This is a genomic window from Palleronia sp., assembly GCF_042089775.1.
Classification (GTDB): domain Bacteria; phylum Pseudomonadota; class Alphaproteobacteria; order Rhodobacterales; family Rhodobacteraceae; genus Palleronia.
Map to the genome: position 1 here is coordinate 15454 of NZ_JBELKF010000042.1, position 15286 is coordinate 30739.

At 62.8% G+C, this 15286-nt stretch carries 14 protein-coding genes and 1 pseudogene; 2 read left to right on the forward strand and 13 right to left on the reverse strand.

What is annotated here, in order from left to right:
• From ACFDS3_RS11555 to ACFDS3_RS11590, 8 genes are all read right to left on the reverse strand, one after another.
• On the reverse strand, nucleotides 1-827 hold an 827-nt coding region (locus tag ACFDS3_RS11555; RefSeq protein ID WP_375262506.1), incomplete at its 3' end, for a methyltransferase.
• 95 nt (nucleotides 828-922) lie between these two features.
• Complete coding sequence (locus tag ACFDS3_RS11560; RefSeq protein ID WP_375262507.1) at nucleotides 923-2980, reverse strand: ParB/RepB/Spo0J family partition protein; 2058 nt, start codon at nucleotides 2978-2980, stop codon at nucleotides 923-925.
• A 116-nt stretch (nucleotides 2981-3096) separates the two neighbouring features.
• Complete coding sequence (locus ACFDS3_RS11565) at nucleotides 3097-3483, reverse strand: DUF3768 domain-containing protein (protein WP_090929219.1); 387 nt, start codon at nucleotides 3481-3483, stop codon at nucleotides 3097-3099.
• Between the two features lie 82 nt (nucleotides 3484-3565).
• On the reverse strand, nucleotides 3566-4042 hold the full coding sequence (locus tag ACFDS3_RS11570; protein WP_375262508.1) for a hypothetical protein: 477 nt from the start codon (nucleotides 4040-4042) through the stop codon (nucleotides 3566-3568).
• On the reverse strand, nucleotides 4039-4440 hold the full coding sequence (locus tag ACFDS3_RS11575) for a hypothetical protein (protein WP_375262509.1): 402 nt from the start codon (nucleotides 4438-4440) through the stop codon (nucleotides 4039-4041). The genes ACFDS3_RS11570 and ACFDS3_RS11575 overlap by 4 nt, the downstream gene beginning before the upstream one ends.
• A 98-nt stretch (nucleotides 4441-4538) precedes the next feature.
• The gene (locus tag ACFDS3_RS11580) at nucleotides 4539-4667 is read right to left on the reverse strand and encodes a hypothetical protein (protein ID WP_375262510.1); all 129 of its coding nucleotides are present in this window, start codon (nucleotides 4665-4667) and stop codon (nucleotides 4539-4541) included.
• Nucleotides 4664-4906, reverse strand: coding sequence for a hypothetical protein (locus tag ACFDS3_RS11585; RefSeq protein WP_375262511.1), 243 nt, complete (start codon nucleotides 4904-4906; stop codon nucleotides 4664-4666). The genes ACFDS3_RS11580 and ACFDS3_RS11585 overlap by 4 nt, the downstream gene beginning before the upstream one ends.
• A complete protein-coding gene (locus tag ACFDS3_RS11590) occupies nucleotides 4893-5825 on the reverse strand; it encodes an ArdC family protein (protein ID WP_375262512.1) in 933 nt (310 codons plus the stop codon). The genes ACFDS3_RS11585 and ACFDS3_RS11590 overlap by 14 nt, the downstream gene beginning before the upstream one ends.
• Nucleotides 5826-6052: 227 nt before the next feature.
• Between ACFDS3_RS11590 and ACFDS3_RS11595 the strand changes: the two genes are divergently transcribed.
• Both ACFDS3_RS11595 and ACFDS3_RS11600 read left to right on the forward strand, forming a co-directional pair.
• Entirely contained in the window at nucleotides 6053-7030 is a 978-nt protein-coding gene (locus tag ACFDS3_RS11595) for an IS110 family transposase (protein WP_375262513.1), read from the forward strand.
• Nucleotides 7031-7336: 306 nt separating this feature from the next.
• Complete coding sequence (locus tag ACFDS3_RS11600) at nucleotides 7337-8572, forward strand: aminopeptidase P family protein (RefSeq protein WP_375262514.1); 1236 nt, start codon at nucleotides 7337-7339, stop codon at nucleotides 8570-8572.
• A 370-nt stretch (nucleotides 8573-8942) separates the two neighbouring features.
• Here the strand turns inward: ACFDS3_RS11600 and ACFDS3_RS11605 are convergent, their stop codons facing one another.
• The 5 genes and pseudogenes from ACFDS3_RS11605 to ACFDS3_RS11625 form a co-directional block, all read right to left on the reverse strand.
• Entirely contained in the window at nucleotides 8943-9866 is a 924-nt protein-coding gene (locus ACFDS3_RS11605) for a TIR domain-containing protein (protein ID WP_375262515.1), read from the reverse strand.
• A 261-nt stretch (nucleotides 9867-10127) separates the two neighbouring features.
• Complete coding sequence (locus ACFDS3_RS11610) at nucleotides 10128-10841, reverse strand: adenylate/guanylate cyclase domain-containing protein (protein ID WP_375262516.1); 714 nt, start codon at nucleotides 10839-10841, stop codon at nucleotides 10128-10130.
• Nucleotides 10842-11346: 505 nt separating this feature from the next.
• Entirely contained in the window at nucleotides 11347-13680 is a 2334-nt protein-coding gene (locus ACFDS3_RS11615) for a heavy metal translocating P-type ATPase (protein WP_375262517.1), read from the reverse strand.
• 67 nt (nucleotides 13681-13747) lie between these two features.
• Entirely contained in the window at nucleotides 13748-15058 is a 1311-nt protein-coding gene (locus ACFDS3_RS11620) for an APC family permease (protein ID WP_375262518.1), read from the reverse strand.
• A pseudogene (locus tag ACFDS3_RS11625) lies at nucleotides 15055-15286 on the reverse strand (TVP38/TMEM64 family protein); the annotation flags it as partial. The pseudogene ACFDS3_RS11625 and the gene ACFDS3_RS11620, both read right to left, overlap by 4 nt.

Below are 15286 nucleotides of genomic sequence, written 5' to 3' on the forward strand. Positions count from 1 at the left end.
GGGAGGGCGTCCGCGACGAGAAGGGCGGTTTCGACGTTGGTGCCCATCTTCCTGTAGACGATGCCTGGCAATCCAAGGTGCAGGCGCGGCGCGACGATCGCCGTAAGGCGGCGCCAAAGTGCCGGTTGACGATCGGCGCAAGCCGCCATCGGCAGGATCGCTACGATACGGCCACCGGGCGCGAGGCGCTTGGCGGCCGACACGACATGGCGAAGGGCAATCGTCGGATCCGCAGCGCGAGATGCCGAGGAAGAAAACGGCGGATTCATCACGACGACATCCGCGATGTGCTGGCGGTCGAGGAGATCGTCGATGTGTTCAGCATCGTGGCGCGTCAGCGGTACGCGGAACGTCGCCTCGAGTAGCGCAGCACGAAACGGGTCGATCTCGTTCAGGACGAGTTTGCCTCCGGCGCGGTTCGCCATGTGCGCCAGCGCCCCGGTGCCTGCCGATGGCTCCAGCACCACGTCGCCTGGCCGGATCGCGGCCGCCACGGAGGCGACATAGGCATAGGGCAAGGGGGTCGAGAACTGCTGGAGGCGGATCTGGGCTTCGGAACGGCGCGTTTCTGTGGGGCGGGCGCTTGCCGCAGCGGTCAACGCCGCCAGCCGGGTGGCAGGATCCGGGCTGATCGGCTGATCCCGGTCCGCCATTATCGCCGCCGACTGCACTAGGTCGTAGGCTTGCCGCCATGACCACGCGCCTTCGGCATCGGTGCCCCCCAACGCCCGGGTGAGATGCGCCCCGACGCTCTTCGTCGTGAGACAGCCGGATTGCAGATCGCGGGTGAGAAGGGGCAGGAGCTGGTCGATGACCTGGCGTTTCATGGGGCGGTCCTTTCGCGCGGGATGCTGGATTCCCCACGAAAGAAGCCGCCCTTTCCCTTTCGGGTCGGGGCGGCTCCGCTATGCGTCAGGTCGGATCAGGCGTCTTCCACCTCCATCTCGTCCGCGTCTTCGAACGTGCCCTCTTCGGGCAGGTCCTCGTCCTCCATCGGTGCGGCATCGTCCGCCTCTTCCGCGTCCTCATCGGCCATTCCGCGCAGGTGGCTTTCGCCGGACCATCCGTGGTCAACGCGCGGGGCGTCGATCGTCATGCCGGGCGGACACCACGTCTCCACTGCCTCACGCTGCTCCGGCGTCAGCGTTGCGAAGGGCGCGGCGAAGAGGCGTTCGAGGAAGTCCACGATCGCGGTTTTCTTTTCCGAGGCGAGCCGCGCGGCCTCCTCGGGCTGGTGCAGATCACGAGCGATGATACCGAGAAGCACGCTCTTCTTCAGACGGCTGAAGAACGCACCGCCGGTCGGCCGCCAGACTGCGCGCAGGTCCGGCACGATCTGGTTGGCAACATACGCCATCAGGCCTTCGCTATAGCCGAACCCGGTCGGCTTGATCGCGTCGGCCAACGCCACCGCCACGATGCGGGACTTCATGCCCGCCTCGAGCGTGCGGAAAGCCTCGAAGCGCTCCGGCATGGACTTTCCGTCCGCCCACCACGTCAGGTCGAGGCCGCTTAACAGCTCGCCCAGCGTCTCGGCCGCGCGGCCGTCCACATCCTCGCCACGTCCATGCGGACGATCGGCGACGCTGGCGGTCACGCCGAAGCTGTAGGACACGCTGCCGGTACGGCCGAGAAGGTCCGCGATCGTTTTGAACAGCAACAGGTCATGCGCGAGGTCCGGGTCGCCAGCCAACGCGGTGCCGATCACGGCGGCCTGCTCGGTCCGAAGATCAAGCTTCAGCGATTCCGACAGAACCAGCGCATCGTCCTCGGTCTCGCCATCGCCGCCATGCTCGTCCGCGGTCGTGCCTTCGCCACCGGGGGACGCTTCGGGGGTGCGATCCTGGCGATCCTCCGGCCGAACCAAGCCTTCGACCGTCGCGATCCGCCCTTGGTCCCAGTAGGCCAGCACGCCTGCTCGGCCGAGATCGGCATCGCTGAAGCCTACTGTCAGCCCCTCGTACTCGTCGTTGAGCGCCTCGATGTCGGGGCAGTCTTCCGCGTCGCGCGCCTTATCCAGCTCCGCGAGACGGTTTGCGATCGCCTCGCAGCGTTCGGCGGCCTCGCCGGTCAGATCGACGGACGATGGGTAGACGCGGCCGAACTCCTGGAGCGTCTTGTAATCCGCATCGCGCACGGCGTCCGCCCATGCAAAACCCAGACGAGCACGTTCTGCTTCGGCATGAGCGGTAAGCTTCTCAAGCAACAGCTTCTCGACAAGCGCCTCGTCGGTCAGGATCGAGTCCTCTTCGATCAGATCGGGCGTGATTGCGCCATCGGCGGCGCGGTATTCCTCCGCCACGAGCCGCGCGATCGCATCGCCCATCTTCACGCCACGATTCCGCAGCTTCTCGCGGATGGTCCACGCCTGGATGTAGCTGCCCTGCATGGCATCGAACACGTCTTTCTGGACGGCCTGGTCCGGGTGCTCCGCGAACGCCTTCATCGCGTCGAGCGTGATGTTCCGCGCGCGGGCGGCGGCGCGGATGTCGGGATGGACGCGGCCGAAGCGCAGCCGGTCGATCACGCGGCGGCGCTCGACGCCAAACATAGTCGCGATGCTGTCGGGGCTATGGCCGCCCGTCTCCATCATACGCACGAACGCCTCGAACTCGTCGATCGGGTCCATCGCCTTCTGCGTGACATTCTCAGCCACGGTGATCGCCGTCGCCGCGGCCGTGTCGTCAGGAAGAGCACGGCAGCGAACCTTCGTCCGCATCGTCCAGCCCTTCGCTTCCGGGTCATTCACAAGGTGCATGAGTGCGGCCCGGCGACGGCCGCCGGCGATGACGCCCCAGAGCTTGTCGGTCTTCTGGACGATGAGCGGGTTCAGCAGCCCCAGCGTCGCGATCGACGCCGCGAGGACCGGGATGTCATCAGCCTCGTAGGTCTCGGGCGAGCCCGCGCGGGCGTTCAAATCGTGCAGTACCAGATCCTTGATGGCGATCTCGGTGTCGGTCAGCTCGGGCGTCTTGGTCATGGGATCATCTCCTGATTGTCTTTCCCCGGCCTCATGGCCGCACCCGAAAAAAGGCCCCCTTTCCCTTTCCGGGCGGGGGCCTCGCGATCATGCGCGACGGGACGAGCGACGGGCTGTCACCAGTCCGATGGAAAAAGGACCGTCAGGACACGGTAGGTTCGGGCCGGAACGTCCGGGGCCTCAGAGCCGTATTGCAGGTCAACACCGTCGAAGAGGTCGATCTTGAACCAGACGGTCTCGCCCATGACCTCGACCGCGCCGAAATCGTGGTAGCCGTCCGGGTCGTTGCCTTCCGAGAACTCGGTGAGACGTCCGATGGCCTCAAGGCTGGCCTGGAGGAAAGGCGCGCCTTTGGCGTGAATCGCGCGTGTCGCGACGAGCTGGCCCATCAGGACCGGGTCGCCGTCGCCGTAGGGGAGGGCGAGGCAAGCATTGCGACGGAAAGCATCGTTGTGTGCGGCGACCGTCGCGGCGTCGGCGACGTACTCGGCGGTATCGGTCATGGTCTCTCTCCTCTGTCTGGGACCATGCCGGAAAAAGCCCCCTTTCCTCTTTCGAGGCGGGGGCCTTCGGGACGCTGCACTATCAGGCGGCCGTGCGATTCATGTGCGAGAAGTTCACGACGACAGCACCGAGCGCCTTGGCGCGAGCGGCGTATTCCGTGAGTGGCGCATAGCTCATGCTCGTCCACGGTGCGGGGTCCGGCTCGTGGCCGACCGCGACGAGTGGCAAGCCAATCAGCCTCGCCTTGTTAGCCACGGACCGGGTGTCGACGAGCGGCAAACCGATTTGGACGAGGACCTGGGCCACGGCCATGTGCTCGAGGCGGCCGTAGCTCGACAGGGTGCAACCGCGCGAATAGTGAACCGTGGTCCCGCCGACGCCGGTGGAAATGTAGGCGCCATTGCTGGCGAGCGTCTTGCGGATGATGTCGAGGTTCGAGCGGATCGACTGCCGTTCGCGTGACGCCGCCTCCTCGATCTCGTTACGTTGGCGGAGCGCGACATGCGCCCACCAGGCGCGGGTCGCGGTGCGGAGCTTGCGCAGGATCCAGACGTTCATGCGCCTGCCTCCGCCGTCGCCGGCACGACCGCGCCGGTCAGGATCGCCTTGAGCTGCTCTAGCGCCGCGGCGTCGCCCACGTCGCAAAGCGCGTGGATCGCTTCGGCATGGGCTTCGACGCGCTCGCGGACCTCGCGCAGCGCCGTAGGGCGATAGTTTGTGAGGGGCACGACGCAGATGTAGCCGACACCGGGTTTGCTTTCTCCGAGACCTACTTTCAGCGTCTTCCACGTCGAACCCTCTTCGTGCTCGTAGACGGTCGACGAGAAGAAGATGCCTTTGGGCTTCGTCGTGTAGTTGAAGTAGTTCATTCCCCCCTTGTCGTAGTAGACATCCAGTTCGCGAATTTCCTGCGGTGAGATGCGCTTGGTGTGGACGAGGCGATCCTTAGCGGCCATGACAGGCTCCTTTCGGTGGGGTTAAAACCACACGAAAAAAGCCCCCTTTCTCCTTTCGGAGCGGGGGCTTCGGCGTTCCGGCAGAATGTAGGGCGGCGTTACTCGGCCGGTCGGCGCTGCCGTGCCGGATCGTTGCTTTCGACGCGGTTTCCGGACCAACGTGACCAGATGACCACCCCCACACCGGCGGCCAGAACCACTGCTGAAAGAATCAGTTCTCCAATCATAGGTCCGTCTCCTTCTCGGGATCGTCGGTCTTCAACTGTCCCAGAACTATATAGGCGATGCTCCACATCGCAAAAGATACTGCGAGAAACAGGACGATCGATGGCGTGCTTTTAACACTGTCATCTACCAGGGGACGGGCGAACCCAAGACCGAAGAAGGCCACACCCGCCGCGTTGAAGATCGTCGCGAACATCTTGATCCGCTCATTGTGAATCGAAAGCGCGTCACGCCGCCTCATCGAAGGTCTCCTTCTTCATGCCCGCCTCGGATGCCTCTACCAGCCAGTCGACGGCGCGCTGCGCGTGTGCTGCGGCGGTGAACAGGAACCGGGTATCGCCTTTGAGCACCGTGATCCATGACGAGATGTAGGCTGCATGGTTGTCGATGTGGTCGGCGTGGAAGCCCATACGCTGCCCCATGAGTGCTTCGGAAATACACGCGACAAGCTCCTCCTTCGCGTATGCCTCGTTGCCGAAGCTCGACACGCCGAAACTGCGGTCGAGGCGATCCTTTGCCTTCGTGGCGTGCGCCAGCTCATGGGTCAGGGTCGACATGAACCCGCCCGCGCTCTCGAACCGGGCAAGGTCGGGCATGTCAACCTGATCGAGCGACGGGATGTAGCACGCGCGGTCGCCGCCGTAGCGCACGTCGATGTCAATCGCATCGAAGAACGCCTGGGCCTCCGGGTCCATCGTCGGACGGTCGTTCGCACCTCCCTCTGGCTCGGGATAGTAGGACGCATCGAGCCCCTCGATCTGGCTGACATGGAAGACCCGGTAGGATTTGAGGAAGCGGTAGGTGCCTCCCCCTTCCTTGCCGTCGTCCTCGCCTTCACTCGCATCGCCGCCATCCGCACTGCGCTTCGAAGCGGTGCCGTAGTAGACCACGATACTGGACTTCGAGCCTTTCTTGACGCTGGCATTCAGTGCCTTGGCCTGCGCGAACGTCATCCAGTAGGGCGAGCTGTAGCCCATCATCGCCGACCGAAGACCAAGCAGGAAAGCGTTGATGCCCTGGTAGCGTTCGCGGTTGTGGCGCAGCGGTACGCCGCCGCCAGCGATCTTCCACGGCCGGCGCCACGGCATCGTGCCCTTTTCCAAAAGGCCGATGATCTCGTTGGTGATTTCCTGGGCGGGGTCGAGCTTCTGCTTGGCCATTGGTCCGGTCCTTCTTCCGAGGTGAAAATCCACCAAGAAAAAAAGCCCCCTCTTATCTTTCTTGCAGGACGCTTCAGCACGCGGAGCGTCTCTCCCGGAGTACCTACATTCGAGGTATCGGGGAGATGGGGATTGGGCCGTTGCCCCCTGGGCTTCTCAGGGCCGGAGCAAAGCTAGGCCGGTCCCCGACTGTGGTTTGGGCCTGAACAGATGGAGGGGAGTCAGCGATGTCCCGAATAGGAGGAAAGGCAACGACCGATCACCAACAGCCGGGAACTGTCGTCGGCATCGACGTCAGCAAGACGTATCTCGACGTGTGCGTGCACCCTTGCAGGGATCGGTTCCGGGTCCGCAACGACGCGGCCGGACTGGAGGAGTTGCGAAATTGCTGCCTAGCTTCCGTGGCCAGCCTGGTCGTGATGGAAGCAACAGGACGTTATCACCGGGCAGCACATGCCTGCCTGCACGAGGCGGGCATTCCGGTTGCGATCATCAATCCCTACCGCACCCGGCGGTTTGCCGATGTCCTGGGACGACTTGCCAAGACGGACGAGATCGACGCGGAGGTTCTGGCGGAGTTCGCAGCCGTCATGAAGCCCGTACCGACGGAACCGCCTTCTATAATGATGGCACGGATCACGGAGGTCGTCGTCGCCCGCCGCCAAGTGGTTGATGAACGACGAGCGTTGGGGAACCAGCGCTCGCAAGTCTCGGTGGATCTGGTGAAGGATCAGCTCGACGAGCGGATCGCGCTGTGCCGACACCAGTGCAAGGTGCTTGAAGCTGAGCTACTTGTCGCCATCCAGTCGGACCCGGCGATCGCGCGGCGCTACTCAATCCTAACCTCGATACCCGGCATTGGGCCGACTACGGCGGCGACGCTACTGTCGGAGATGAAGGAGTTGGGAAGTGCTAATTCCGCCGAGGTAGCCGCTTTGGCGGGCGTTGCGCCGATGAACCGGGACTCCGGCACCATGCGGGGTCGAAAGATGATCCGGAGCGGTCGGATCGTTGCGCGGAACACTCTCTACATGGCCGCCGTGGTCGCGGTTCGCTGGAACCGCGATATCGCGGCTTTCTATGGCCGACTTCGACAGGCGGGAAAGCCGTTCAAGGTCGCGATCACCGCTGCAATGCGGAAACTACTGCTCCTTGCGAATACGCTACTGAAGGAGGACCGGGCCTGGTCGCCCACACCGCCCTAGAACAGCCACTCTCTGCGACGGGTGCGGGCGTCTGCAGTGCGGACGGAGCTGGCGTTTGCATCACATGGATGCATTTGAACTTCGGTCGATCCACTGCTTGATCGATCGGCGCGTTCGTGGATATTGCTGGGTATGGGGTCTGGCGATGGCGTCGCCACTGGTCGCAACAAGATCAAAGCCCCCGGGACGAAACATCCTGAACGCCGGGATCTTACTTTGCCGCATCGGCGCGCGGTGGGGAAGGTGCAACCGGACGACAGGAGCACTCCTCACGCGCACCACTGCGGTCCGAAGAGGAGTAAACCGATGGACAGAACACTCAATCCGACACCGGACGCTGTCGCGCGCCCCGATTTCTATCGCTTCCACCAGGGTGGGAAGGTCCTGCCCTTCACCGATGCCGAGTACGAGGCGCGGCTGGCGGGGCTGCGACACATCATGGCCGACAAGGGCGTCGACGCCTGCGTGCTCACCTCGATGCACAACGTCGCCTATTACTCCGGCTTTCTCTACTGTGCCTTCGGTCGCCCCTACGCCCAGGTGGTCACGCAAACGGATACCGTGACCTTCAGCGCGGGGATCGACGCGGCCCAGCCGTGGCGGCGTTGCTACGGGGACAACATCACCTATACGGACTGGCGGCGGGACAATTACTGGCGGGCGATCCTGTCGGTGACGGGCTCGGGCAAGGTGATCGGCTTCGAAGGCGATCACCTGTCCATCGCGCAGATGGCGCGGCTTGACGAGATGCTCGCGCCCTCGGCAAAGATCGATATCGCGCCGGCCAGCATGGCCCAGCGGATACATAAATCGGCGGCCGAACTAGAGCTGATCCGTGCAGGCGCCGCCGTGGCCGATATCGGCGGCCATGCCATTCGCGATGCCATAACGACCGGTGCGCGCGAGATCGACGTGGCCATGGCTGGCCGCGATGCCATGGAGCGTGAAATCGCGTCGCGGTTTCCCGAGGCGGAGTACCGCGACACGTGGGCCTGGTTCCAGTCGGGCATCAACACCGACGGCGCACACAACCCGGTGACAGGGCGCGTGCTCGAGGCCGGCGATATCCTGAGCCTCAACACCTTCCCGATGATCTCGGGGTACTACACGGCGCTCGAACGCACGCTGTTCGTAAAGACGGTGGACGAGGCGAGCCGCAAGGTGTGGGACGCGAACGTCGCCGCGCACGAGTACGGCATGAGCCTGCTGAAGCCGGGCGTGTCCTGTGCGCAGGTCACGCACGCGATCAACGCCTTTTTCGCGGGCCGCGACCTTCTGCAATACCGAACCTTCGGCTACGGTCATTCCTTCGGCGTGTTGAGCCACTATTACGGGCGCGAGGCGGGACTGGAACTCCGTGAGGATATCGACACGGTCCTCGAGCCGGGCATGGTGATCTCGATGGAGCCGATGCTGACCATCCCCGAAGGCCAACCCGGAGCGGGCGGATATCGCGAGCACGACATACTGATCATCACCGAAGACGGAAACGAGAACATCACCGGTTTCCCCTATGGCCCAGATCACAACGTGGTCGGTTGATCTCCCATCTCACCGGGCTGGCCGAGTGCATCGGCCAGCCTCCCGAAAATGCCATTTGCGACGTCGAGACGTCATGATGGAACCGGGCTCGGTGCGGACGTTCGCCGCGCGGCACACAGACGGCCGGAGTGCGGACCTTCCTGCCGTTCGCTGCGGTTGCTCACTTCACGCTGCATCTGCATAGCCGTCCGACATGAAGGGCGGGAAGCGGAAGTTCGCTGCGGCCGCGAGGGCAACTGCGGTTTTGTGCGATAGTGGGCATTCAACCGAGTTACCGGCCACAGGAACGACGATAGACGCTGACTATTCGCCGACCATTGTTAATGGTTAGAGATTTGAGAGATCTGTGGATGGGTCCCGGTGGGTGACCTCATCCGTTGAATGGACCCAATTCTTTGATGTGGGAACGGAGTGCGTTGCAAGCCGGTGCCATAAGAGCTGCGACATCCTTGCCAGCCTCATAGTTGTAGGGAATGGTAGTAACACCCGCTAGGTCGCTCGGAAGCTTCATTTTGCCTTCTCGTGGCTCCATCAGGATTGCACGGGTGCGACCTAGGCGCCCCATGAACATCCCAAGCTCGAAGACAACGTTATCTCGTGGTGTCGGCCAATCCTGACCGCGGAAAAGCGTAATGTCGTCGCTGTGCGCTACAGCAACGGCGAAGTCGGAGTCGTCCAACTCAGTCTCCAAAGAGTGGATTGCATAGCTAGCAACTTTGAAGACATCGTCCGTCCAGAGCCTTACGATGAAGCCATCGTGCGCAAGCGCGTCTTGAACCTTTCTAGCGACATCTAATGCCTCGGCGGATGAGATGATGAAGACTCTTATCTTCTCGCGATGTTGCCCTACAAGTTTGTTCCGCTCAAGCAGGCGTCGAGCCAATGTTCTCGCGATGACACGGTAAATATTTGGGTACCGCGAAGCGAGATCGGAAACACTTGCGCTATTGAGCTTGGCAACGAGCGCAGTCTCCGCTGCCACTACGTCTGCAGAACGACGCTGCGTGGGTTCAACCAAAACCATCTCGCCGACGTGGTCACCCCTTCCCCGCGATGCCACGTCTCGTCCATTCACTACAATCCGGAAGCTGCCAGCGACTATTAGGAACAGGTCATCGTCGTCACCCCCCTGAGAGATGATAGCGGTTCCTTGGGTGACTTCGACTAGCTCAGCGCGATCAGCAAGTTCCTCTGCGAGCTCTCGGCTGCCACCGACAATCTGCTGCTGCTGCATCGCATCGATGAGGTTGTTGCGCCCTGCAGCTCCTTGGAATCGATCAATTAGTCCGCTCAAATTATTATCCTCCGATTGACCAAGAAGTCGATCTCCTCGTCGCTATGCTGGCTCCCCTTGAAAGTGCTCCGGGAGTTGGCACTCAGTGAGCGGATTTTTTGCACCCCCCACGCAGCCGATAAGATACTCGCTGCGTGTTTCTGATCAGATCGCCAGAACTCAAAGCGGTCGGATGGGCGGCTCGACTGGCGGCGGCTTCGACGTATATTCTGCAGTGGGCGCCTACACATCCGTCCTCGCTGCGTGTGTCTGAGAGCAGGCCTAGGGCTTCTTCCAGTGATTTGACTTGTATACAGCTTCGTTTGAACTGGCGAAGCTGAACGTCGTACTGGTCCAAGCATTTTTTCCATCTCCATCCTGCTTGGCGTCTTCATTCAGTTTATTGTAGACGCGACTGGAAATGTAGGTGTTATAGCCTACATCGCGTACGTCAGAGAGCTTGGCAGAGAAACTGGCAGCTTTTCCAATCCAGATCAGATCATTTTTGTCCCGTATTCCTGAACGGACAGCCCTAACTTCACCAGTGTCGATTCCACAACAGTTGCGAATCTCGATGTCGTTATTCCTGATTGAGTCGAATTTTTCTCTGGCCTTCGGGCTAATGACCTTACGAACAACCCAGTGGATCTCACGCCCACAGATTGCAGCGCTGCTGTTTTTCGATGCGCCGATGAATACGCCCATCACGCGGTCACCGTCGAAGCTCCTTATTTCGCCACCGTGCTTAACTATCAATCTAGTCGAGCAGTCTAAAAACGCTCGAATGATCTTCGCTGTAGTCGACCAAGGGCATACCGATGACAACTTCGCTGAACCTGCCAGATCAGCATACAAGAACGTAGCATCTATTTTAACCGCGCCGTTCTTCAATGTGATATCATCGGTAGTCGGTACCACTCGTCCTTCGCGTTCGTTGAAGGTGGTGCCGAAAAGCGTATCAACACGCTCTTTCAAGAATTCTTCGTTTACAGCCAAAGTGCTTATCCTAACAATCTTCGGTGACTTTGGCATCGCGCATCGGCTTATTCAACAGTTCAAGTAGCAGCCGTCTGAGCAAGTATAGCGCCAACATCAGGCGTTGGCAGGCACGCTTCATCCGGCGCGGAAAGTGGCTATAGCTCCTCAAGGGACTGTTCCGCTGCGAATGTGGACGACTGCCGGCTAAGGGACTGACGCCGGCAATATGCTGGACGGGGCGCGGACGGCGGCTTTGGGCCGGAAGCGACAGCGGACTTGGCCAAGACAGTCGGAATTGGTTGCCGCCCCGCCGCATGACCGCTTCGACCCCATTGCAGAAGTGCCAAATCCTTGCTGCGTCGCAGCAGCGAACACTTCGGACATTCACGCGGCGTGGCAGCTGCACAAGATGATAGGTTCGCGCAGAACTCTGGAGGCCATAATGACCGATGAGCCGAACGATCATTGGGAACGCGTCTACGCAACGAAAAACGAATCCGAAGTCAGCTGGTGTGCTGTCGGGTCAAAGATCGATCCGGCGCAGCCGCAGGGCGTTGGTGATCACTGAGACCGACGACAGGCTCATCGCCGCCGCCGCGATCATCGGGGAGAGCAGCAGGCCGGTCACGGGGTAGAGCAACCCGGCAGCAATGGGGACGCCAAGGGCGTTGTAGGCGAAGGCGAAGAACAGGTTCTGCTTGATGTTGCGCAGGCTGGCGCGGGCCAGCTTGCGCGCCCGGACTATGCCCATCAGGTCGCCGCCCAGCAGGGTAATGCCGGCGCTTTCCATCGCCACATCCGCGCCCGTGCCCATGGCGATGCCGACATCGGCGGCGGCCAGTGCCGGTGCGTCGTTCACCCCGTCGCCGGCCATCGCGATCTTGTGGCCCTCTCGGCGCAATTGGTCGATCAGCTCCTTCTTCGCCTCGGGCAGGATGCCCGCGCGCACTTCGTCGATGCCAAGCTTGCCCGCCACCGCCTGTGCCGTGCGCTCGTTGTCGCCGGTCGCCATGATGACCCGCAGACCTTGGGTATGAAGTTCCCTGATGGCTTGCGCGGTGCTGTCCTTGATCGGGTCGGCGACCGCCACGATGCCAACGAGCGCGCCGTCAAGAGCGACGAACATTGCCGTCTTGCCCTCGGTGCGCAGGGTGTCGGCGTTTGCCTCGGCCTGCGCGGTATTAAGCCCCATCTCTTGCATCATCGCCGCGTTGCCGAGCGCCACCGCGCGCGCGCCGACGCGGCCCTGCACGCCCTTGCCGGTGACGGCTTCGAAGTCCGTGGCCTCTTGGCGCGCGGCGCCCCGTGTCTCGGCTCCCTCGACGATGGCCTCGGCCAGCGGGTGTTCCGAGCCGCGCTCGAGCGCCGCAGCCAGCGACAGCAGTTCCGTCTCGGTGATGTCGCCAAGCGCCACAACCTCCGTCAGCTTCGGCTTGCCCATGGTCAGCGTGCCGGTCTTGTCGACGATGAGCGTATCGACACCCGCCATACGCTCCAGCGCCTCGGCGTCCTTGATCAGCACGCCCGCCTGTGCGCCGCGCCCCGCGGCCGTGGTGATGGAAATCGGCGTCGCAAGGCCAAGCGCGCAGGGGCACGCGATGATGAGGACGGACACTGCAGAGGCGATGGCGAAGACCAGCGCGGGTTCCGGACCGAAGATCATCCAGACGATGAAGGCGATGATGGCGATGGCGACCACGGTCGGCACGAACACCGCCGACACCTGGTCGGCCAGCCCCTGGATCGGCGCGCGCGAGCGTCGCGCGTTCGACACCATGGCGACGATCTGCGCCAGCACGGTGTCGGACCCGACCTTGGCCGCCTCCATCACGAGGGAACCGTTCTTGTTGATCGTGGCGCCGGTCACCGCATCGCCCGGGCCCTTTTCTACGGGCATCGACTCGCCGGTCAGCATGCTTTCGTCCAGCGACGAGCGGCCCTCGATCACCGTGCCGTCGACCGGAACAGCGTCGCCGGGACGGACGCGCAGCCGGTCGCCCTCCATGATGTTCTCCAGCGGCGCATCGTATTCAGTGCCGTCCGGCAGGATCCGCCGCGCGGTCTTCGGCGCCAGATCCAGAAGCGCGCGGATCGCATCGCCGGTGCGTTCGCGGGCGCGCAATTCCAGCACCTGGCCCACGAAGACCAACGCGACGATCACCACCGCCGCCTCGAAATAGGTGCCGACGCCGTGGCCCATCCGGTACTGTTCCGGAAACACCCCCGGCAGGAACGTCGCGACGAGCGAGTAAAGGTAGGCCGCCGCCACGCCGATGCTGATCAGCGTCCACATGTTTGGGCTGCGGTTCACAATGGAGTCCCAGCCGCGCCGGAAGAAAGGCAAGGCGGCCCAGAGGATGATCGGCGTTGCCAGCACGAACTCGAGATAACTTGCGGTCTGATGCCCGATCCAGTCGCGCACTGGCAGCGCGACCAGTTCACCCATCGTCAGGATGATGAGCGGCACCGCCGCCGCCGCCGAAATCCACATCCGACGCGTGAAGTCGGTCAACTCCTCGCTGGGTTCGTCCGATGGGACCATCGGCTCCAGCGCCATGCCGCAGATCGGGCAGGACCCTGGCGCATCGCGAACGATCTCCGGATGCATCGGGCAGGTGTACTGGACGTTGGCCGGAGCAGCCTTCTTCTGCCGGGCGGCCCGGCCCGAAGCGTAGAACCACGGATCCGCCTTGAACTTCGTCTGGCACTTCTCTGAGCAGAAATGAAAGGTCTCGCCCTGGAACGCGGCGTGACGCCCGTCCGGTTTGACCGCGACCGTCATCCCGCAGACCGGATCCTTCGCCGTCTCGGTCCCCGCCGGAATGTCGGGCGCCGCGTGATGATGATCGTGCTCCATGGTCTGCCAGCCTTTCGGTATCTCGTTTCAGCTTGCGGCCTCCAGCCGTTGGAAGCTCAAGCCCTTTTCAATGGTGGTCGTGAGCGCCTTCCGGGGCGGGATTGCGTGCGAGGAAGATCCCGACGAACAGGAACACCAGCGCCATGCCGATCGCACCCAGGACGACGATCAAGGGGTCGGACTGCCATTTCATCGCGGCGAAGGCGGCCAGCACCACGGCATCAAGTGCGATTGCCGTCAGCAACACCCAGCCCCGAGCGCCGATTTCTTCGCGCAGATGCCGGAACACGCCGAAGTGGATGATCATGTCCATCACCAGATAGAAGAAGGCCCCGAGCGAGGCGATGCGGCTGAGGTCGAAGAAGACCGTCAGGAAGCCTGCGATCACGACGGTGTAAACGAGCGTGTGGTCCTTGATCGTGCCTGGCATCCCGAAATGGCTGTGCGGGATCATCTTCATGTCCGTCAGCATCGCCAGCATCCGCGAGACGGCAAACACGCTGGCGATCAGGCCCGAGGCAGTTGCCACCAGCGCCAGCGCCACCGTCAGGTAGAAGCCGGTTTGCCCGAGGGCTGGTTGGGCCGCTTCAGCCAGCGCGTAGTCCTTCGCCGCCACGAGGCGATCGAGCGGCAGGCTGGAGCCGACCGCGAATGCGACCAGCAGGTAGACGACGACGCAGATGGCGATGGACAGGACTATGGCCCGGCCCACGTTCCGATGCGGATTGGTCACCTCGGCGCCGCTGTTGGTGATGGTCGTGAACCCCTTGAAGGCGAGAATGGACAGCGCGACCGACGCTACGAACCCACCCGCACGAAAATCTCCGCCCGACGCTTCGAACGAGATGCCGCTGGCCCACAGACCGGCCGCCCCGAACAGCGCAATGCCGCCCACCTTGAGAATGGCCATGATAACGGACAGCAGCCCGACCGACCGGTTGCCAGAGACGTTCACGAGATAGGCGAAGACGATCATCCCCACGCCGAGGACCGGCACGAGAATGCTGTCCGGATCGCCGCCGAAGGCTCGCAGGGTGTAGGTTCCGAAAGTGCGAGCGACGAGGCTTTCGTTGATGACCATCGACAGCGCCATCAGAAGGGCTGCGCCCGCCGCGACCGTCGTCGGTCCGTAGGCTTTCTTCAGGATCATCCCGATGCCGCCCGCAGAAGGGTATACGTTCGACATCTTGATATAAGTGTAGGCGCTGAAGGCGGTCACGATGGCGCCGACGACGAACGAGAGCGGGAAGAGAGGCCCGGCGAGTTCGGCGATCTGGCCGGTCAGCGCGAAGATGCCCGCGCCGATCATCACGCCGGTGCCCATGGCTACCGCACCAGGAAGGGTGATGCTGTTCTTCTCGTAGTCGCTTTTCTTCATGGGTTTCCCTTTTCAGGCTCTTGCCGCAGCGCCAGCCAGAGCAGCGGCAACCCCGTCAGAAACCCGAGTCCGAGCACCGCCCATGTCGCGCGCCCGAGGTCTCCGCTAACCGCCTCACCGCCGAAATGCGCCAGCAGGAAGCTTGCCGGTATGATCCCCGCCAGTGTTGCGACGGCGAAACGCCAGGCGTGCAATCGGCTCAGTCCGGCCGCGTAGCTGATCATGTCG

What these genes read in the sequence shown, in the direction of transcription:
- ACFDS3_RS11560 (WP_375262507.1), bottom strand. Translation starts at nt 2,980, where the DNA reads ATGACCAAGACGCCCGAGCTGACCGACACCGAGATCGCCATCAAGGAT.
- ACFDS3_RS11565 (WP_090929219.1), bottom strand. Translation starts at nt 3,483, where the DNA reads ATGACCGATACCGCCGAGTACGTCGCCGACGCCGCGACGGTCGCCGCA.
- ACFDS3_RS11570 (WP_375262508.1), bottom strand. Translation starts at nt 4,042, where the DNA reads ATGAACGTCTGGATCCTGCGCAAGCTCCGCACCGCGACCCGCGCCTGG.
- ACFDS3_RS11575 (WP_375262509.1), bottom strand. Translation starts at nt 4,440, where the DNA reads ATGGCCGCTAAGGATCGCCTCGTCCACACCAAGCGCATCTCACCGCAG.
- ACFDS3_RS11580 (WP_375262510.1), bottom strand. Translation starts at nt 4,667, where the DNA reads ATGATTGGAGAACTGATTCTTTCAGCAGTGGTTCTGGCCGCCGGTGTG.
- ACFDS3_RS11585 (WP_375262511.1), bottom strand. Translation starts at nt 4,906, where the DNA reads ATGAGGCGGCGTGACGCGCTTTCGATTCACAATGAGCGGATCAAGATG.
- ACFDS3_RS11590 (WP_375262512.1), bottom strand. Translation starts at nt 5,825, where the DNA reads ATGGCCAAGCAGAAGCTCGACCCCGCCCAGGAAATCACCAACGAGATC.
- ACFDS3_RS11595 (WP_375262513.1), top strand. Translation starts at nt 6,053, where the DNA reads ATGTCCCGAATAGGAGGAAAGGCAACGACCGATCACCAACAGCCGGGA.
- ACFDS3_RS11600 (WP_375262514.1), top strand. Translation starts at nt 7,337, where the DNA reads ATGGACAGAACACTCAATCCGACACCGGACGCTGTCGCGCGCCCCGAT.
- ACFDS3_RS11615 (WP_375262517.1), bottom strand. Translation starts at nt 13,680, where the DNA reads ATGGAGCACGATCATCATCACGCGGCGCCCGACATTCCGGCGGGGACC.
- ACFDS3_RS11620 (WP_375262518.1), bottom strand. Translation starts at nt 15,058, where the DNA reads ATGAAGAAAAGCGACTACGAGAAGAACAGCATCACCCTTCCTGGTGCG.